The sequence below is a fragment of the Natronococcus jeotgali DSM 18795 genome, from assembly GCF_000337695.1.
Lineage (GTDB): Archaea > Halobacteriota > Halobacteria > Halobacteriales > Natrialbaceae > Natronococcus > Natronococcus jeotgali.
Genome location: NZ_AOIA01000035.1, coordinates 1 through 17,616, shown reverse-complemented (window position 1 = coordinate 17,616; position 17,616 = coordinate 1). Strand labels below are relative to the sequence as shown.

The window sequence follows — 17,616 nt, the reverse complement described above, 5'->3', positions numbered from 1 at the left end:
GGATCCGATCGAGGTCATCCGAGGGATCGGAGAGACTCATCAGTGATCACCCCTCTCAGGAACGTTCACATGATCTAAGTCGTCCCAGAACTCTGCGATCCCTTTGAGACGGTCATACGTCTCCTCTGAATCGAATCCAGACCCGAATACGTCTCTACACCACTCATAGGCTGCATCCCATCCCTCGAGCCGGAGTAGCCGACAGACTACACTCAAGATGTTATCATAGCTTTTCTCCCGAGTCCCGTTCTCTATCCCGTGTTTGATTTTCATCGCCTCAGTCTCTCCACTACTGCTACTCACAGTAGATCGATCTCCGTTGTAACCACTCTCTCCTACCTCATAGCCACTCTCTGAGAGGAACTCTAAAGCAGCCTCACGTCCCTCTCGCTTGAGCTTCCCGTGAACCCTCCCTGCTACCTTCTCAGTAGGATTGAATATACGAGAGGATCCGGATCTCCCTCCGATGATGACGACGTAATCACCCGATTCGTAGTCCCACTTGGCGTAGTCCTTGCTCGAGAGTTCGATCAGAGTGGTATCAGTATCCGATCGATTGTAAGAGCCGTCTCCCCCGCCTACAGCGGATTTGATCTCAGCAGGGATGTGAGCCTTCCCCTCATTCTCCATCAGACACAGCGGACTATCAACCTGCTTAGCAACGATCACAGACCTCCCCTTCTCCCCACCCGACTTCTTGTAGGGTGAGAAGGGAACGATCTCCTCGTAGTCGGGAGTCCGATCGAGTCCGAGATAGTCCTGATCCTCGTTATTCTTTAAGTNCCCCCCAAGCAACTGGTTATCGAATTCTTGGGGTATAGGCTCTATACTTACATCTCCTGGACAACAATGTGGTTGTGGTGCTGTAGTATGGCTGTTTGGAGTGTAGTAGGGATAGTTCTGAATCGATCGATCCCATCGATCGTTATCGAGATGAGAGTCTCCAATGTGTTCCTCGGGAGTCGGGAGATTATGGAAAGTCTGCTTTTCTAACTCATCTCCGAAATAGATCTCGCCTGATTCGGAGATTTCTCGTTTGTAGGCCTCACAGCCATCTCCTTTTCGATGCTCTGCTCCCTCGATTCGGAACACACTGTTCGGATTGTAGACACTCGTATCGAGTTTGACCTCACTCTGCTGATTGAACTCCTCAGCCTCCTCCTTCAGTCGTGAGAGACCTTCTGCAGTGACGTACTGATCGGTCTCGAGATGAATCGATCGATTCCCGGAGAAATAGAACTCATACTCGTTGATACTCAGCCACTCCTCAGCGAACGACTTGAGAGCTTCAATGCACTCAGCTTCCGTCTTCCCCTTCTGCCAGCTCCCGTCCTTTCTGAGTTCGTCAGTCTCGGCTATGACTGAGTAGACTACTCTACCGTCATCGTTGCACTCGTTCTGGATCTCCTTCGGAGGAACTCCCTCATGGAGTCGATCCTCTTGATCCGATGTGAGGAGGTAGATCCCAGTACTGACGAAGTTCGCGTTCTCGGGGGTATGTTCTGAGACGGATCTCAGAGAGGATTCCTGGTAGAATTCTCCGTTCTCATCGATGGAAGCGTACCGAACATGAGCATGGAGCTTCTCTCCTGATAGCTCATCGATCGATACGCCGCCTTCTGGAGTAAGAGACGGCTCACTCCCAGCGAAACTTCTTTTGCTTCTGCTATCTATCGTTGACATGGATACTGGAGTCTCATACGGATTCGGAGCTTCATGCGGATACGGAGCGAATTCGGAGCTTCACGGGTTCCTCCCGAGAGCCTCCCTCCATCCAACTTCCATCCATCCTCAGTAACTGATCGGAGCACCCCCATGCTCCGGTTTGATCCCTGCATCATGATCAGCTTGTGAAGACCGCTGAGTTCGTTCTGAATCGATGAATCAGCAGTAGGATGGATAGGGCAACTATCGCTGCTGGAGGGCTCTGACCGGCAATCATGAGCGGCGAGATGGCGATCAGGGCCCCTATCCAGAGCAGCATCGAGTTCTCCATCAGTCTTCGTTATGCAGCTCCTCGACGGCCATCTGAAGCCACTCTCCGTAGGTCATACCTGCCGAATCCTTCGCCTCTCTAACTTTATCGCGAGTAGTCTTGCGGACTTTGATCGCTCGGGTGTTCTCGAAGGGCATCGTCTGCCTTCAGTTAGATGAGGGTTCCACTTTACACTTGCCTTCGAAAACATCTCTAAGGATACTTAGGAGTATCCCTAGAGCATTCTATAGACTGAATCAGATTCCTCAAATTCGAATGATGAACCCGCCGATGCCTCTAAGATGGGTCATAACCTACTCGATGATACCGAGGGTCAACCTCGGGCTCGGACGTCGCTAGTCAGGTTTCAGAATCGGGTCGGATCCCATTGGATCCCCTTTCCGATTCAGAGGGACAGATCAGCCCGTCAGTCGATTTCTCTCATCATCCGCGTCCCAGTGGTCAGACTCATCTTGAATCGATTCAGTGGCTTCTCACAGCGACTGAGAGGATGCTGATCAGAGAGGGGGAATATAGAAAGAGAATATCGAGTATAGAGGGACTGATGAGAGTAGTATCGTAGCTTCCGCCGCCATCGTTATCATTCTCGATGCTGAAGGGATTGGTATGACTGAAGACCTGAAAGAGCGAGCCCGACAGGTTGGGGGAGAGGCCCTCGCAAAGCGCGTCGAACTGCTCGAGACTACCATCAATCAGATGGCCGATTCCGACTCCCTCGATCAGAAGATCCGGAACGCTTCGGTTCCGCTTCCTGACTCTGCTCTCGAGGTCATGAGTCCGGAGGAGAAGCAGGAGGATCTCCTCAGTATCGAGACTGAGGGAGACGAGAAAGCCAATGTCATCACCGAGACGGTTGAGATCCCGGCTCCCGGTAGCGGCGCTCAGGAAGAAGGATCCTCGACTATCACGGTCGAGCGCAAGGGCCCCGCGAACAGCTACGAGGATATGCGGGAGTTCGAAAAGGCGAATCAGCGTTACATCGGTCGTAATGAGGAAGATCGGGCGAACTCGAGTCAGGATGATGACCTCGATATCCCATCTCCCGGCTCCGGCGGAGAGGATGACGATGAGTGATGAGCTGGTTCGGGAAGCTCGAAGGTTCGTGAAGCACAACACGAACAGTCGGTATGAGCCGGTAGTCTTCACCAGTGAGATCGCCGAGCATCTCGGAGTCTCTGAGAAGGAGGCTATCGAAGCTCTCGAGGAATCTCCGACGGNGGCTAACCGTCGATTCGACTATAACAGAGCAAAGCGGTACGGTACTGAAGTCGATGCATGGGTCGTCAAGCAGACTGGAACGTGGGATAACCCCGTAGTCTCCTTCGAGACAGTTGCCAGTGAGTTCGATGAGATGAACCGGAAGGAGCTTCGAGAGCATCTCCTCACCAGTGAGCATCTCTCGAATAAGGAGATAGGAGATACGATGGTTTTCTGGTANGAGATGAACCGGAAGGAGCTTCGAGAGCATCTCCTCACCAGTGAGCATCTCTCGAATAAGGAGATAGGAGATACGATGGTTTTCTGGTAATTGGTGGCCTTCTCGACTATCCCGAGCAAATTCTCGAGGCTCATCGAATGGTCTGATCCCGAGTTTGTCCTCTTCGCTATTTCTCGCAGCGAGAAGGCCGTTTCTCTGGATCTGTTGGGATTGAGAGAGGAATATATCTGCTCGAGTCTTGGATCGCTCTTCGCCGCGCTCAGTGAATTCTCGAAGCGAGGAGGTTAGAGAGCGGGAATCGGTCGATAGAGGCGTCATCGTAGCTCGCAGAGTCCTTTTCTCCAAGTCTATCGAATAAGTCAATGAGATGAAGTTAGAGTATGTGAATATCAAGGGGATCAATAGGAGGATGAATACCAAGAAGAATAGTAGTAGAGATGATATGATCTCAAAGGATATCAATAGGAGTACCAGAACGAGTCCTATTACCCAGAGTAGTCTCCAAACCAGTCCCCAAATCAGTTCCCAAGTCAGTCCCCAAATCAGTCTGAGTATCCTCTCTCGACCTCTGACAAACGCCAACCTCCACTATGTCCTACTTCAATACCTATGAGTAATACAGATGGCAATCCGCTCGAGCGAGAGGAAGAGTTTCTCGGGATGGCATCGACTAAGGTCCCTCAAGCCGAGGCAGGCGAATACTGCAACGCCAAGAAGACCGAACGCACCGAGGACGGGACCTGCATTTTCGCTGGATACTGCGAGGCTGAGGCAGGAAAGGGGACCGAGCATTTCGGAGATGGTCGATGTAAACATCATGGAGGGGCGATCAGAGATGGAGGTCCCGGAGCGCCCGAAGGGAATCAGAATGCTCAGACCCATGCCCTCAATGCAGATCCGGATCACTACTATGAGTCGCTCGAGAAGGATGATCGGGCATTCGTCGATAACGTCTCCGAGGCGATTCTGAATCGGCTTCAGGCTGGCTCTGGCGAAATTGATGATCTCGATCGGAAGCTCGCTCATCGAGTCGCAGTGAAGCTCCATATCGTCGGCAGGGCCAGCGATTATGTCGAAAATGAGTCCGGTCTTATTGAAGTGGCTGGGGATGGGAGTCAGGATCGGGAGGCTGCGCTTCTCGACGAGATCAGGAAGTATGACCACTCGATCATCGATGACTTAGCAACTCTCGGTATCCTCGAAGATCCAAAGAGCCAGGAAGCGGATCAATTGAATCAGTGGCGGGCCTTCGTCGAGGGAGATTCAGATAGCTTCTAATCGCTTCTCTGATCCAATTCTATCTAGTCCCGGAGTCTCGCCACTGAGCGCAGCAAGGAGCCGATTCGGTATTGAGAGGATGTCTTCCGCTCGCACGATCCGGAATCGCCTGAGGATGGCGAAGACGAGCGAGATATCGATCCTGATCCTATTGGGATGAGTCGAGGGAAATATCCGAGAACGAGTCCCAGTGAGTCCAATTTCGTACGCTAAGGTCTAAGCGTTCTCCGGATCGAATGTAGAGTGAAGTGCCCGAAGGCGTTGGGGCGCGAGTAGAATCATGGTCAAGTCTACTCCGGGAATTCATGAGAAAATCGCCATACGGCGCTACTGGCTTGTGAATCTCGGTCGAGTGAAAAAGCCATGCCGCCTCCCGGATTTGAACCGGGGACAGCTCGATCTTCAGTCGAGTGCTCTCCCAGTCTGAGCTAAGGCGGCTTACCTCTACCTCCGGCCATGATATAAAAAAGGATTTCGAATCGCGATCGGGAACCGTACGGCTCCGATCTCGGGTATCGGATTCCGGATAAGAGAACTGAACGAATAGTAATGGAGAGAATAACACCGAATATACCGTTCATTTACTGCTGTCTATTGGTTTTTCGGATATTCAAGACACCCTTTTCCGCGCCGGTAAGTAATAGTGTGTTATGGAATCGCTTGGCTCGGATCGGGACGAACAAGAACTGTCAGCAGACACTATCCTCGAGTTGCTGGCAAACCGCCGACGGCGGTACCTCCTGTACGCGCTGAGAGGACGGGAGGGACCGATCGAGCTCTCGCGAGTGGCCGAACGGGTCGCCGGCTGGGAACACGACGTTCCTCCCGACGAGGTCGCCAAAAACGAGTACAAGAGCGTTTACGTCTCGTCGGTACAGTGTCACGTTCCGAAACTGGCCGACGCGGGCGTCGTCGATCACGACGAGGAGAACCACACGGTCGTCCTCTCGGACAACTTCGAGCAACTCGAGCCGTACCTCCGGATCGTCGTCAAGGACGAACCCGAGGACTCGACGCTCCACGCGGCGCTGGAGGCCGACTCCGGCGAGGGAATCCTGGGCCAGATCCGGGAGAACGTGGCGCGACTCAAGCAGTGACCCGTTCTTCTGGGCGCGCTACCCCGATCAACGGTCGGCTACACCCGTCGAGCGTCTCGGATCTCCGAGCCACGGATCGTATCCGGCTTTCGCAGGAGATACCTCTTGCAGACGTCCGACGGACTCGAGGGGGCTCGAGCCGACTCAGGCGACTGCCTCGAGCGTGTCCCACAGAGACCGCGCGGTCACGCTTCGTTCATTACGGCGAGGACCGGACAGTCCGCATCGAGCAGCACCGACTGCGTTACGCTGCCGAACAACGCCTTCCCGACGGGTGAGCGCGAACGCCCGCCCACGACGACGTAGCTGGCATCCACGTCGTTTGCGTGCTCGATGATCTCTTTGGCAGGGTCGCCGGTGCGACCGATCGCTTCGCTGGCGTCAGTGATCCCGTCGGATGCCTCCGTAACCAGCCTCGCAGCGAGCGCTTCGACCTCGTCGGGCGACATCGAGTCGTCGACGTCTAACGACTTGTTAATGAGCGCTTTGTGACTTGATCCCTCGTAGACGAAGACCGCGTGAAGCGGTTCCTCGAACCGTTCCGCGAGCTTCCATCCCTCCTCGAGGACGCGTTTCGATCCGTCTTCGCCGTCGATCGCTGCTACGACAACCATGTGTGCGTGGTACACACTGTTTACAGATAAGCTCTGTTCATCCGAAAGCAACTCTCCGCGGTACGGCGGAGGCGAGTTGCACTCGTTCGTGGAGCGGCTCGGATAAGACGAGCGTACTGGGCGGAGAGGCGCGACGACTTTGCGGAACGGCGTGTGACAGCCGACACCGGCTGCCGTGGTCTGCAGTACCGCTCGCGGTGAAGTGGGCTCGGGCGGGTTCGAACTACGCGTGAAGACGGGCGCTCACTGCGTTCGCACTGTGTCTTCTCTCGTTCGAACCCGCCTCGGTACAGTCCTGTTGCTCGCGATATTGCTCGCAGCAGGAGTGGGCTCGGGCGGGTTCGAACCACCGACCTCGGCCTTGTAAGGGCCGCGTCATAACCAGCTAGACCACGAGCCCGCACCCGAATCCAGTGGCCCCGGCCGAATAACCTTTACTCTCTCGAGTCGGAGCGGGGATATGGCTCTCGAGCGGGTTTGGAAGGGGCTGCTCGTCGTTGCGGCGGTCGCTCTCGCCGCGGCGATGGTCGTCCAGTTGGGCGTCGTCGCCACACCCTGGAGCGAGGACCGGGCCGCGGTTCGAGTGCTCGACGATGGCGGCGAGCCGACGGCCGTGGTCGACGTCGAAATCGCGGACACTCTCGCCGATCGGTACACCGGACTGAGCGATCACGACTCGCTCGCGGACGGCGAGGGGATGCTGTTCGTCCACGGGAGCGAGGACGAGCGAACGTACGTGATGCGCGGGATGGACTTCGGAATCGACATCGTCTTCATCGGGGCCGACCGCGAGATCACGACGATCCACAGCGCTCCCGAGCCCGGTTCCGACGAGGACGGCGAGGACCAGGAGTACACGGGCGAGGGACGGTGGGTGCTCGAGGTACCGATCGGCTACGCCGACGAAAACGGAATCGACGTCGGGGACAAAGTCGAGATCGAAACGGGTGACGACTGACGGCAACCTGTTTCGATTCGTAGGGAACTCTTATTGCCGGCGGTCACGGAGACGAGTGCAATGAGTGGCATCGACTGGGAGGAAGACGACCCCTTCGAGGAACAACGGGAGCAGGTCGAGAGTCCGATGCGTCGGTTGATCTTCGATTTCGGTCGCCCCTACTGGTTTTCCGTGCTCGTCGGTCTCGTCTCGAGCGTTCTCGCTCGCGCGCTCGATTTGCTCCCCGCGCTGTTGCTCGCGGTCGCGATCGACTCGATCTTCGGCGATCGAGCGTTTCAGGAACAGGTACCGCTCGTCGTGTTGCCGGAGTCGTGGCTGCCGACGACCCAGGTGGAGCAGTTCTGGTTCGTCGTCGCCGTGATCGCCGGCTCGTTCGTGTTCGGAGCGGTCTTTCACTGGTTGCGGAACTGGGGGTTCAACGCCTTCTCCCAGAGCGTGCAACACGACGTTCGGACCGCGACCTACGACAAGATGCAACGCCTCGACATGGAGTTTTTCGCGAACAAACAGACCGGCGAGATGATGTCGGTACTCAGCAACGACGTCAACCAGCTCGAGCGGTTCCTCAACGAGGGGATGAACTCCGCAACGCGGCTGATCGTGATGGTCGTCGGGATCACCGGCCTGCTGTTCTGGCTCAACCCCCAGCTCGCGCTGGTGTCGCTGGCGCCGGTACCGCTGATCGCGATCTTCACCTACGTTTTCGTCAAGAAGATCCAGCCGAAGTACGCCGCCGTCCGCTCGTCGGTCGGGAAGGTCAACTCCCGGCTCGAGAACAACCTCGGCGGGATCAACGTGATCAAGTCCTCGAACACCGAGTCCTACGAGTCCGACCGCGTCGACGACGTCTCGCGAAACTACTACGACAAGAACTGGGACGCCATCTGGCTCCGGATCAAGTTCTTCCCCGGGCTCCAGCTGATCTCCGGCATCGGGTTCGTCCTCACGTTTCTCGTCGGCGGCTACTGGGTCTTTTCGGGGAGCGCACCCGGACCATTCTCCGGGACCCTCGAGACCGGCGTCTTCGTCGCCTTTATCATGTACACTCAGCAGCTGGTCTGGCCGATGGCCCAGTTCGGACAGGTGATCAACATGTACCAGCGCGCGGAGGCCTCGAGCGAGCGCATCTTCGGCCTGATGGACGAGGAGGGCCGGATCGAGCGCGATCGGGATGCCGACGAACTCGAGGTGACCGAGGGACGCGTCGAGTACGACGAGGTCGCCTTCGGCTACGACGACAGCGAGCGCATCGTCGACGACGTCAGCTTCGAGGTCGAGGGCGGCGACACCGTTGCGCTGGTCGGTCCGACGGGGGCGGGGAAGTCGACCGTGCTCAAACTGCTACTCCGGCTGTACGACGTCGACGGCGGCGCGATCCGGGTCGACGAACAGGACGTCAGGAACGTCTCGCTGGCGAGCCTGCGCCGATCGATGGGGTACGTCGGCCAAGACTCGTTCCTGTTCTACGGCAGCGTCGAGGAAAACATCAGCTACGGTAGCTTCGACGCCGACCGCGAGGAGATCGTTCGCGCGGCCAAGGCCGCGGAGGCCCACGAGTTCATCCAGAACCTGCCCGACGGGTACGACACGATGGTCGGCGAGCGCGGCGTCAAGCTTTCCGGCGGCCAGCGCCAGCGCGTCGCCATCGCCCGCGCGGTGCTCAAGGATCCGGAGATTCTCATACTGGATGAGGCGACCAGCGACGTCGACACCGAGACGGAGATGCTCATCCAGCGCTCGCTCGACGAACTGACCGAAGACCGCACGACGTTCGCCATCGCCCACCGCCTCTCGACGATCAAGGACGCCGACCAAATCCTCGTCCTCGAGGACGGCGGGATCGTCGAGCGCGGTACGCACGGCGAACTGCTCGAGAACGACGGACTCTACGCGCACCTCTGGGGCGTACAGGCGGGCGAGATCGACGAGCTCCCCCAGGAATTCATCGAGCGAGCACAGCGGCGACAGGCCCGTACCGAGATCGACGCGGACGCCGACGACTAGAACGACTCCTGTTCGCTCTGCCCGTCCTGGTCGGGCGCTCCCTCCTCCTGGCGCTGTTCGCCCGTCGCGGGCGGGGTTCGGTCGCTGTAGTTCTTCCGACCGATCGCGTCGTCGCCGACCATGTTCATGATCGCCTGCTCGACCTCGTCGTAGGACCCGTACTCGTCCTCGTTGAGCGGGTCGAGTAACTCCTCGAGCGTTGCCGACTCCTCGCCCATGCCGACCTCCTGGTCGCCGTGTTTCTCGAGCAGTTCGTCCTGTCCGACGGGGTACTCGAGGCTCTGGAGTTCGTCCTCGACGTCGCTCAGATCGACTCCGAGTTCGCGACTATCGTCACTCATGCTCGAACAGTACGCCACGCGCTGCAAACAAGTTGACCCTGCGTACGCCACGGCGGGTGCTCGCGGTCGCCCCCTCGAGCGCACCCGTCACCGGGAGTTTCATGCGTGCGGGCTCGGTTCGGTTCGGTATGCACCTCTCGGAGGCGACCTGGACGGAGGTACGGGAGCTGGAGACGGATCTCGCGGTCGTTCCCGTGGGTAGCACCGAACAACACGGGCCCCACGCGCCGCTCGGAACCGACGTGGTAACCGCCGAGGCGGTCGCCGACGCGGCGCTCGAACGGATCGATCGCGAGGTCGTTCGGGCCCCCGCGATTCCCGTCGGAATCGCCGAGGAGCACCGCCAGTTCGCGGGCACGATGTGGGTCACGGAGGACACGTTCCGGAGCTACGTCCGGGAGTCCGTCGAGAGCCTCGCCCACCACGGCTTCGATCGGGTCGTGCTCGTGAACGGCCACGGCGGGAACGTCGACGCGCTCCGGGAGATCGGCGGTGGGCTAACCCGAAGCGGCGAGGCGTACGCCGTTCCGTACACCTGGTTCGAGGCAGTCGGCGACCACTCGAGCGACATGGGTCACGGCGGCCCCCTCGAGACGTCGTTGCTCCGTCGCGTCGGTCGGGATCTCGTCCGCGAGGACCGACTCGAGGACGCTCGCGACGGCGCCGCCGACGGCTGGGGGGAGTGGACCAGCCACTCGAACCTGGCATACGACTCCGCGGAGTTTACCGCCAATGGTGTGGTCGGGGATCCGACCGACGGCGACGAACGGCGGGGCGAGGAACTGCTCGAGCTGGCGGCCGACGCCCTGGTTCGGCTCCTCGAGGCCGTCGCCGAGCGGGACGTCTCGCGACCCGAACGGCGGTAGCCCCGTCGGCGGACCGCGCTCGAGTCGTTACTCCTCCGACTCCTCGGACGCTTCCGTTTCGTCGTCGGCTGCCGTCTGCTCGGCGTCTTTCTCGTCCGATTCGTCGGTCGCCGCCGGGGCTTCCTCCTCGTCGTCTTCGTTCTCGGCTTCGGCCTCCTGGAGCGCCCCGCGAAGCGACGGGATCGTCGAAGCGAGATCTCCGACCTGCTCGCCGGCCGCGGAGACGTCGGCGATCGTCTCCTCGAGCGACTCGATCTCGGCCTCGAGGTCGTCGGCGTCCTCGAAGGCGTCGGCGCGCTGGCCCATCGTGTACCACTTCTTGGCGTCACGGAGGTGGGCCTCGGCGTCGCCGGCGTCGAGTGCCGACTTGAGCCCGTTGAGCACGCCCAGCGCGTTCTCGGCGTCGGTCTCCCAGACGTCGTCGGCCGCCGGAAGCTCGTTCCAGGCTTGCGCGAGCGAGGACTCGACGTCCTCACGCATCTCGCTGGCCGCTTCGCCGAACAGTTCCTCGTCGTCGCCGAGCGTCGCTTGGCTCATGTCACCACCTTCACCGGCGCCGTGGTTAAAAGGTAGCCCGAAAGTGAAAGTGAAAACCGGCACTGGTGGCCCGATACCGCCGAAACGGCGGTCGAACTTCGAAAGGAACGCCTTCCGAACGCGGCGGATCAGGGGGCGTCGCGGACCGACTCGAGCCGCATCAGCGGGTAGCCGTCCTCCATCTCCATTCGGCTGACGACCTCGTAGCCCTCGTAGTCGACGACGATCTCGACCTCGAGGAATCGACCCGTCAGCTCCGTGTAATCGGCGGTCGACGCGTCGAGTTCGCGCTCGAGTTCCTCGCGTCGGATCTCGACGGTCGCGTCGGTACAGTGGGGCTGATTCTCGATCGCTTCCTCGATGGCCGTCTCGAGACCGGCCGCGCTCTCGGGTGCGACGGGCGTTCCGGCGAACTGGTGGTACAGCGTCCCGAACTTGATACCGGCCTCGAAACACGCCGCCTGCGCGTCCGTAGGCGTCGAATCGGTCATACGTGGTGGCTCGAGCCCGGACCGGAAGGCGGTTGCGGTACCGCGGACCCGAACCGCACGTTACTTACCGACGCTTTCCTTCACACCGAACGAATGGCACAGTCAGTCCTGTTAACGGGGGCTGCGGGGCGGGTCGGGCAGGCCATCCTCGGTGGCCTCGCCGACGACCACGAGTGGCGCCTGATCGATCGCGATCCGCCGACGGACGATCAACCCGGCGAGTTCGTCGTCGGCGATATCACCGACGAGGAGAGCGTTCGCGAAGCGATGGAGGGAATCGACGTCGTGATCCACCTCGCTGGCGACCCGCGTCCGGAAGCGCCGTGGGACAGCGTCCTGACGAACAACATCGACGGCACCCAGACCGTCTTCGAGGCGGCCGCGGACGCGGGCGTCGAGAAAGTCGCGTTCGCCTCCTCGAACCACGCCGTCGGCGCCTACGAGACCGACGAGCGCACGCCCGAGATGTACCGGTCGCACGACGACTACCTGCTCGACGGCACCGAACTGCCGCGACCGAGCAACCTCTACGGGGTCTCGAAGGCCGCCGGCGAATCGCTCGGACGGTACTACCACGACGAGTACGGGCTCTCGGTCGTCTGCGTTCGCATCGGAAATCTCACGCAAGGCCACCCGCCGATCGACTACGAGCGCGGCCAGGCGATGTGGCTCTCCTATCGCGACTGTGCTCACCTGTTCGATTGCTGCATCCGAGCCGACTACGGCTACGAGATCGTCTACGGCATCTCCGACAACGACCGCAAGTACTACTCGATCGACCGCGCCCGCGAGGTCCTCGACTACGAACCCCAAGACAACTCCGCACACCACGACGACGATACCTCCGCGTAGCTACTCGAACAGTCCGTCGACGTCCGCCTCGCGAGCCTGTCGCCGTTTTGCGTGTTGAGATAACCGTCGGTAAACGAGACCGCGGTGGTCGTCCTCGCGAACGAAGTCGAACAGCAGCGAGATGAAGCGGCTCCCGTCGTTACCCGACTCGAGATCGCGCCGCGCGTACGTTCGGGCGCGATCGACCGGTTCGGGATCGAAACCGAGTTCCGCCGCCAGGACGACCGCCGCGAGCGCCGCCGCGTCGAAATCGAGTCCAGCGAGCCCCGGCGTCTGTCCCTCGTGTTCGATCGGCGGCGGCGGCCGACGCTCGAGGACCGACGGGTCGTCCGCGAGGGTCTCCAGCGCGTCCCGAATCGAATCGAGTCGAACGTCCCGGTAGTCGGCCGGTAGTCCCGACAGGTACTCGAGTGCACTCTCGGCGAGTCCGACTGCACCCTCCCAGTTGTGGTTGCGGGCGTGGTAGACGGCGGCAGTAAACTGGATCAGCCCGCGGAGCAACGCCTCGTCGTCGGTTCCGGTCTCGAGTTCGAGCCAGCGCTCCTCCCAGGCGTCGTGTGCCGCGTGGTAGTAGCCGTCGTTGTAGATCGCGACGCCGGCTCGGAGCCGATTGCGCATAGCTCGAGTTAGGACTCGAGAGGTGTCAACGTCACGAAAGCGGTGAGTTGCCGGATACGTTCCGCCTCCGGCGGGGCGGGCAGACAACTGTGACAAGCGGAGATCGGGACGTGCAGCGGTCGCCCCAACCGGTTACTTCCGCCACCGGTTATGGCGGTACTCGAAACGAACTGCGGGAGAGACCCTTATTATGCGGTCACTTCCATCCCGATCTGGGAAAATAACGGTGCTAACTGGTTCCTAACGGCGGATAAGAGGGCGTTATGCGAGCGCTACTGACGCGCTTCGAATCCGTCCTCCCAGCGGAAGCTACCGTTTCGCTGGATGACCTCGCCGTCGATCTCGAGTCGGGACTCCTCGCCGACGTCGGCGATCAGGTCGACGTGAACCGCCGAGTCGTTCCCCGATTCGCCGTCGGGCAGGCAGGCGTCGTAGGCTCGACCGAGGGCGAGGTGGACCGTCTCGCCCATCTTCTCGTCGAAGAGGATGTTGTCGGTGTAGCGATCGATACCGCGGTTCATCCCGACGCCGAGTTCGCCGAGTCGGCGCGCCCCCGCGTCGGTCTCGAGGACGTCTCCGATTACCGCCGCGCCCCGCTCGGCGTCGTGGTCGACGACCTCGCCGCCCTCGAACTCGAGGCGGACGTTCTCGATCGTCTCACCGCGGATCGTCATCGGGACGTCGAAGGCGATCTCGCCCTCGGTTCCGTACGGCGCGGTGAATACTTCGCCGCTGGGGAGGTTATGGGAGTCGTACGCGACCGAGGCCGCGCTGTTGACGGCAGTTCGACCGTCGATCCGCATCGTGAGGTCGGTCCCCTGGGAGACGATCCGTACCTCCGACCCGTCGTCGAACAGCGTCTTGAGCCGTCCCATCTCCTCGGCGAGGGATTCCCAGTCCCGGAGGATCGCGTCGTAGGCGAACTCCCGGTAGGCCTCGTAGCTCATGTTCGCCTGCTGGGCGAGCGATCGGGTCGGATGGACCGTCGACACCCAGCGCGTGTCGTACCGCGTCTCGCGGACGGCCTTCCGGGTGTTACGGTAGCCCCGACGGACCTCTCCGGGCACGTCGGCCATCGCGCTCGTGTTCCGACCCCCGCCCAGCGAGAGGTAGACGTCGGTCTCCTCGAGCAGCGCCCGCTCGTGTACGGGTTCCTCGAACTCGCCGTCGTGAGCGTCGAGGTACGCGCGCGTAATCTCGCCGGACCCGTACGTCGCGAGCAGGTTCGCACCTCGCTCGCCCAGCTGCTCGGCGACGGCGACCGCCAGTTCGTGGGCGTCGGGGCCGACCGAGACGACCACGTCGTCGTCGGGCTCGACGCGGGCGCTCCAGTCGATCAGCACCGCGGCGTGTTCGCGGATGCGTTCGTCCATATCCGGGGCTCACCTCCCGGCTACTAAACCCTCACCGTTCGTGCCGATCGTTCACGAGGCGTGGATCTCCTCGGCGGTACCCGGTTCTCGCGAGCGAACGAGCGAGACGACGGCGTAGACGACCGGCGTGTCGAGCACCGCGATCGCGAGTTTGAGCAGGTACTGGCCGATCGCGAGCGCGAGCAGCGCCTCGAGCGGGAGCACCTCGCCGACGCCGAGGGTGGCGGGCGCGAGGGCGAACGCGACCGAAACGAAAATGACGGTGTCGATCGCCTGACTGGTGCCCGTCGAGGCGAGGTTGCGCAACCAGAGCTTCTCCCGGCCCGTCCGATTCCGGATTCGGTGAAAGAGCCAGACGTCCCAGTTCTGGCTGACGAGATAGGCGAGGAGACTCCCGAGGACGACGTTCGTCGAGGCGCCGAGCGCGGTCTCGAACGCGTCCGGGTCGACGCTCGTCTCGGCCGCGGGCGCCACGATCGTCGACCAGACCAGGGCAAGCACCGCGAAGTTCAGCACGAACGCGACGTTGACGACGATCTGGGCCGCACGGCGCCCGTACAGTTCGGTGTAACAGTCGCTCGCGAGAAACGTAAGCGCGTAGGCCAGCGCCGCGCCCGGCAGGACGAGTTCCGGACCGGTCACGGGAAGCGAGAGCGGAATATCGAACGCGAGCACCTTCGAGGCGGTCAGCTGGGCGGTAGCGAGCGCGGCGACGAACAGGCCGATCAACGAAACCTGCGCGACCGACGGCGTCGCAGGAGGGTCGTTCATGCGTGATCTCTCGAGTGGGGAAATTAAACGGTGGCGTCTCGCCCCGTCCGGTCGTTTCGGGTTCGACGAGCGTTAGCGATAGCTACCGTCCCGTACGCCGAATATATTCGGTACGGTTCTATTACTGTGAACAGTCTCGGATATCGAACCATCTTAGACACCGATAAAACACTACTAACTGACTGTTTCGAAGGCCGAGGTGGCATATTCCGGAGTCTTAGCCGACATATCGCGCATTCATTGGTGAGCCGGATAAATGCGGAAAGATACTCGGTACCGATCGGTTACGGTGCGTATAGATACCATCATATCAGTTGCAAACGGCCTAGTGTACCCCCAACCGCTGCAACGGACGTAATACGTGATTGATAACAAATAGAGTGTCTCTGGTATGGGTTGATAGGTAAAGTATGGACGATTTGACCGGCTTCCAGCGAGATCTCCTGTACGTCATCGCAGGGGCGGACCAGCCGTCCGGCCAGGACATCAAAGAAGAGATCGAGACCTACTACAGTAGCGACATCAACCACGGGCGACTGTACCCGAACCTCGACACCCTTGTCAACAAGGAACTCGTCGAGAAGGGAGAACTCGATCGACGAACGAACTACTACGCGATCAGCGACGAAGGATACGAGGCGATCGAAGAGCGCCGAGACTGGGAATCACAGTACGTCGACGTCTAGGGGATCACCGCTGAAAAGCGTGGGGTGGTCAGCGCTATTCCCACCGTTTAGCATCCGCCGAAGCGGCAGTATCGAGCCCGTCGGTTCCGATCCGACGCTCCAGTGACGCGGTTGCAACGGCAAGTGAAACGCTTCTGGACACGGGAATCGACGCCATTCGTGGTGACCGATTCCAGCGACCTCGAGGGAACGACCGTGGGCGTGTTCCTTGCACCCGAAGGCAGCGAGGAGGCCGAGTTCACCGACCCGAGAGACGCCGTCACGGACGCCGGAGGGACCGTCGACGTTCTCGGGTCGGAACCGGGCGAAGCCGAGACCGTCAACAACGACCTCGAGCCCGGCGGTAGCTACGAGATCGACAGAACGTTCGAAGACGCCGAAAACGAGTACGACGCGCTGATCGTCCCCGGGGGAACCGTCGGCGCCGACACCCTCCGAACCGACGACGACGCCGTCGATCTCCTCCGAGAGCACCGCTCGGCGGACAAACCCGTCGCCGTGATCTGTCACGGTCCGTGGCTGCTGGTCGAGGCCGACGTCGTCGACGGGCGGACGCTGACGTCCTACCACAGCCTCGAGACCGACGTTCGGAACGCCGGCGGCGAGTGGGTCGACGAGGCGGTCGTCGTCGACGACGGCGTAATCACCAGCCGCAACCCCGACGATCTCGACGCCTTCTGCGAAACGCTTCTGAAAGAGTTCTCGACGGCCGACTCCTGAGCTACTCGGAGCTCACGTCGCTACAGTCGTACTCTGTGTCACCGATGACCGTCGAACCACCGTCGTCGATCGAGGCCGTGACACTGACGGTTCCGGTTTCGTTCGACTCGAGCGTTCCGTCGGCGTCGGCATCCGACGTTTGACAGGCGAGGGTCGCGGTTTCGCCCGCCCCGTCGATTCCGTTCACGGGATCCGTAACGTCGCCGACGATCTTCCAGTCGTCGGCGTTCCCTTCGGAGACGAGCGACACCGTCATCGCGCCCTCGTCGGCGTCGAAATCGAACGACGCCGCGCCGGTCGCTTCCAGCGACTCCTCCATTCCGTCACCCATCTCCATGACGAACCCCGCGATCACGGCCGAGAGCACGACCGTCACCGCGACCATGAGAACGACGCCGATTACCGGCGAGACCGCTCGTTCGTCTTCGCTACCGCGTCGGTTCGGTGTGAATTGATTCGAATCCATATTTGTGTTGCGCGCCGGCGATCGCGACGCGACTCGAGCGCGGCGAGGCCGTTCTCACCGGTTCTCGCGCCGTCGACCGCCGATCGCGGTGTCGCCACCACTTACAGTCCCGATAGCTTATATAGTTCAGTGGCGGAGGCGGTACGGCCCCGTTTCGGAGGAACGGCACGCGGGCGTTCTCGGTGCAGTTCGGCGACCCCGGATCGGCTTCGCGAGAACGCGTTTCGCCGTCGGAGCCGATACCCGGCCTCGTGAGGGATCGACAAGCTCCTCCGACCGGTCAGAAAGTGGGTTTCGCCGCCGATAGCACAGTGAGGGGACTGTCGTTCACCAGTAAGAATACATAGGTCGAATCGCAACGTCGACGCAATTAATGGACGACCACCAGTTCCTCGAGTCCGAGTGGGATTACTGTCTGGTCCTGGACGCCTGTCGGTACGACGTCTTCGAGGACGTCTACGACGACTACCTCGAGGGCGACCTCGAGAAGCGCCGCAGTCCCGGCTCCTC

General features: G+C 60.7%; 17 protein-coding genes and 2 tRNA genes. 9 read left to right on the top strand and 10 right to left on the bottom strand.

All coding sequences use genetic code 11. From position 1 onward, the window contains the following. Positions 1 to 2,602 precede the first annotated feature (2,602 nt). Both C492_RS06795 and C492_RS24945 read left to right on the top strand, forming a co-directional pair. Positions 2,603 to 3,070: a hypothetical protein gene (locus C492_RS06795; protein ID WP_008421676.1), complete on the top strand. Its 468-nt coding sequence runs from the start codon at positions 2,603 to 2,605 to the stop codon at positions 3,068 to 3,070. Positions 3,071 to 4,043: 973 nt separating this feature from the next. Further along, positions 4,044 to 4,712 carry a hypothetical protein gene (locus tag C492_RS24945; RefSeq protein ID WP_204365598.1) on the top strand — a complete coding sequence of 223 codons (669 nt, stop codon included), beginning with the start codon at positions 4,044 to 4,046 and terminating at the stop codon, positions 4,710 to 4,712. A 364-nt stretch (positions 4,713 to 5,076) separates the two neighbouring features. On the opposite strand, the gene C492_RS06770 is transcribed toward C492_RS24945, so the two are convergent. After that, a tRNA-Phe gene (locus C492_RS06770) sits at positions 5,077 to 5,150 on the bottom strand. 212 nt (positions 5,151 to 5,362) lie between these two features. On the opposite strand from C492_RS06770, the gene C492_RS06765 reads away from it, so the two are divergent. Beyond that, positions 5,363 to 5,809, top strand: a complete 447-nt coding sequence (locus C492_RS06765; RefSeq protein WP_008421671.1) for a DUF7344 domain-containing protein — start codon at positions 5,363 to 5,365, stop codon at positions 5,807 to 5,809. A 185-nt stretch (positions 5,810 to 5,994) separates the two neighbouring features. Here the strand turns inward: C492_RS06765 and C492_RS06760 are convergent, their stop codons facing one another. Both C492_RS06760 and C492_RS06755 read right to left on the bottom strand, forming a co-directional pair. After that, positions 5,995 to 6,423: a universal stress protein gene (locus tag C492_RS06760; protein WP_008421670.1), complete on the bottom strand. Its 429-nt coding sequence runs from the start codon at positions 6,421 to 6,423 to the stop codon at positions 5,995 to 5,997. 326 nt (positions 6,424 to 6,749) lie between these two features. Further along, positions 6,750 to 6,823 (bottom strand) — tRNA-Val (locus C492_RS06755). Between the two features lie 60 nt (positions 6,824 to 6,883). Here C492_RS06755 and C492_RS06750 point away from each other — a divergent pair. Both C492_RS06750 and C492_RS06745 read left to right on the top strand, forming a co-directional pair. Continuing rightward, positions 6,884 to 7,381 carry a DUF192 domain-containing protein gene (locus tag C492_RS06750; protein ID WP_008421669.1) on the top strand — a complete coding sequence of 166 codons (498 nt, stop codon included), beginning with the start codon at positions 6,884 to 6,886 and terminating at the stop codon, positions 7,379 to 7,381. 60 nt (positions 7,382 to 7,441) lie between these two features. Next, positions 7,442 to 9,385, top strand: coding sequence for an ABC transporter ATP-binding protein (locus tag C492_RS06745; RefSeq protein ID WP_008421668.1), 1,944 nt, complete (start codon positions 7,442 to 7,444; stop codon positions 9,383 to 9,385). On the opposite strand, the gene C492_RS06740 is transcribed toward C492_RS06745, so the two are convergent. Further along, positions 9,382 to 9,726: a DUF5789 family protein gene (locus tag C492_RS06740; RefSeq protein ID WP_008421667.1), complete on the bottom strand. Its 345-nt coding sequence runs from the start codon at positions 9,724 to 9,726 to the stop codon at positions 9,382 to 9,384. The two genes, C492_RS06745 and C492_RS06740, sit on opposite strands and share 4 nt — an antisense overlap. 128 nt (positions 9,727 to 9,854) lie before the next feature. Here C492_RS06740 and C492_RS06735 point away from each other — a divergent pair, with 128 nt between their 5' ends. Continuing rightward, positions 9,855 to 10,592, top strand: coding sequence for a creatininase family protein (locus C492_RS06735; RefSeq protein WP_008421666.1), 738 nt, complete (start codon positions 9,855 to 9,857; stop codon positions 10,590 to 10,592). A 27-nt stretch (positions 10,593 to 10,619) separates the two neighbouring features. Here the strand turns inward: C492_RS06735 and C492_RS06730 are convergent, their stop codons facing one another. Further along, a complete protein-coding gene (locus C492_RS06730; protein ID WP_008421665.1) occupies positions 10,620 to 11,129 on the bottom strand; it encodes a DUF5790 family protein in 510 nt (169 codons plus the stop codon). 128 nt (positions 11,130 to 11,257) lie between these two features. Then, positions 11,258 to 11,620 carry a dihydroneopterin aldolase family protein gene (locus tag C492_RS06725; protein ID WP_008421664.1) on the bottom strand — a complete coding sequence of 121 codons (363 nt, stop codon included), beginning with the start codon at positions 11,618 to 11,620 and terminating at the stop codon, positions 11,258 to 11,260. Positions 11,621 to 11,713: 93 nt separating this feature from the next. On the opposite strand from C492_RS06725, the gene azf reads away from it, so the two are divergent. Next, entirely contained in the window at positions 11,714 to 12,472 is a 759-nt protein-coding gene (azf, locus tag C492_RS06720; protein ID WP_008421663.1) for an NAD-dependent glucose-6-phosphate dehydrogenase Azf, read from the top strand. Here the strand turns inward: azf and C492_RS06715 are convergent, their stop codons facing one another. The 3 genes from C492_RS06715 to C492_RS06705 form a co-directional block, all read right to left on the bottom strand. Next, the gene (locus C492_RS06715; RefSeq protein ID WP_008421662.1) at positions 12,473 to 13,090 is read right to left on the bottom strand and encodes a DUF309 domain-containing protein; all 618 of its coding nucleotides are present in this window, start codon (positions 13,088 to 13,090) and stop codon (positions 12,473 to 12,475) included. It abuts the gene before it with no gap. A 272-nt stretch (positions 13,091 to 13,362) separates the two neighbouring features. Beyond that, positions 13,363 to 14,463: an aminopeptidase gene (locus C492_RS06710; RefSeq protein ID WP_008421661.1), complete on the bottom strand. Its 1,101-nt coding sequence runs from the start codon at positions 14,461 to 14,463 to the stop codon at positions 13,363 to 13,365. 51 nt (positions 14,464 to 14,514) lie between these two features. After that, positions 14,515 to 15,234 carry a queuosine precursor transporter gene (locus C492_RS06705; protein WP_008421660.1) on the bottom strand — a complete coding sequence of 240 codons (720 nt, stop codon included), beginning with the start codon at positions 15,232 to 15,234 and terminating at the stop codon, positions 14,515 to 14,517. Positions 15,235 to 15,644: 410 nt separating this feature from the next. Between C492_RS06705 and C492_RS06700 the strand changes: the two genes are divergently transcribed. After that, positions 15,645 to 15,920: a PadR family transcriptional regulator gene (locus C492_RS06700; RefSeq protein ID WP_008421659.1), complete on the top strand. Its 276-nt coding sequence runs from the start codon at positions 15,645 to 15,647 to the stop codon at positions 15,918 to 15,920. A 162-nt stretch (positions 15,921 to 16,082) separates the two neighbouring features. Continuing rightward, positions 16,083 to 16,640 carry a type 1 glutamine amidotransferase domain-containing protein gene (locus tag C492_RS06695; protein ID WP_008421658.1) on the top strand — a complete coding sequence of 186 codons (558 nt, stop codon included), beginning with the start codon at positions 16,083 to 16,085 and terminating at the stop codon, positions 16,638 to 16,640. Position 16,641: 1 nt separating this feature from the next. Here the strand turns inward: C492_RS06695 and C492_RS06690 are convergent, their stop codons facing one another. Further along, the gene (locus tag C492_RS06690; protein ID WP_008421657.1) at positions 16,642 to 17,106 is read right to left on the bottom strand and encodes a type IV pilin; all 465 of its coding nucleotides are present in this window, start codon (positions 17,104 to 17,106) and stop codon (positions 16,642 to 16,644) included. Between the last annotated feature and the right edge of the window lie 510 nt (positions 17,107 to 17,616).

Coding starts and splice junctions, on each gene's coding strand:
- C492_RS06730 (WP_008421665.1), bottom strand. CDS start 11,129: ATGAGCCAAGCGACGCTCGGCGACGACGAGGAACTGTTCGGCGAAGCG.
- C492_RS24945 (WP_204365598.1), top strand. CDS start 4,044: ATGAGTAATACAGATGGCAATCCGCTCGAGCGAGAGGAAGAGTTTCTC.
- C492_RS06700 (WP_008421659.1), top strand. CDS start 15,645: ATGGACGATTTGACCGGCTTCCAGCGAGATCTCCTGTACGTCATCGCA.
- C492_RS06750 (WP_008421669.1), top strand. CDS start 6,884: ATGGCTCTCGAGCGGGTTTGGAAGGGGCTGCTCGTCGTTGCGGCGGTC.
- C492_RS06710 (WP_008421661.1), bottom strand. CDS start 14,463: ATGGACGAACGCATCCGCGAACACGCCGCGGTGCTGATCGACTGGAGC.
- C492_RS06735 (WP_008421666.1), top strand. CDS start 9,855: ATGCACCTCTCGGAGGCGACCTGGACGGAGGTACGGGAGCTGGAGACG.
- azf (WP_008421663.1), top strand. CDS start 11,714: ATGGCACAGTCAGTCCTGTTAACGGGGGCTGCGGGGCGGGTCGGGCAG.
- C492_RS06745 (WP_008421668.1), top strand. CDS start 7,442: ATGAGTGGCATCGACTGGGAGGAAGACGACCCCTTCGAGGAACAACGG.
- C492_RS06795 (WP_008421676.1), top strand. CDS start 2,603: ATGACTGAAGACCTGAAAGAGCGAGCCCGACAGGTTGGGGGAGAGGCC.
- C492_RS06760 (WP_008421670.1), bottom strand. CDS start 6,423: ATGGTTGTCGTAGCAGCGATCGACGGCGAAGACGGATCGAAACGCGTC.
- C492_RS06715 (WP_008421662.1), bottom strand. CDS start 13,090: ATGCGCAATCGGCTCCGAGCCGGCGTCGCGATCTACAACGACGGCTAC.
- C492_RS06765 (WP_008421671.1), top strand. CDS start 5,363: ATGGAATCGCTTGGCTCGGATCGGGACGAACAAGAACTGTCAGCAGAC.
- C492_RS06725 (WP_008421664.1), bottom strand. CDS start 11,620: ATGACCGATTCGACGCCTACGGACGCGCAGGCGGCGTGTTTCGAGGCC.
- C492_RS06705 (WP_008421660.1), bottom strand. CDS start 15,234: ATGAACGACCCTCCTGCGACGCCGTCGGTCGCGCAGGTTTCGTTGATC.
- C492_RS06690 (WP_008421657.1), bottom strand. CDS start 17,106: ATGGATTCGAATCAATTCACACCGAACCGACGCGGTAGCGAAGACGAA.
- C492_RS06740 (WP_008421667.1), bottom strand. CDS start 9,726: ATGAGTGACGATAGTCGCGAACTCGGAGTCGATCTGAGCGACGTCGAG.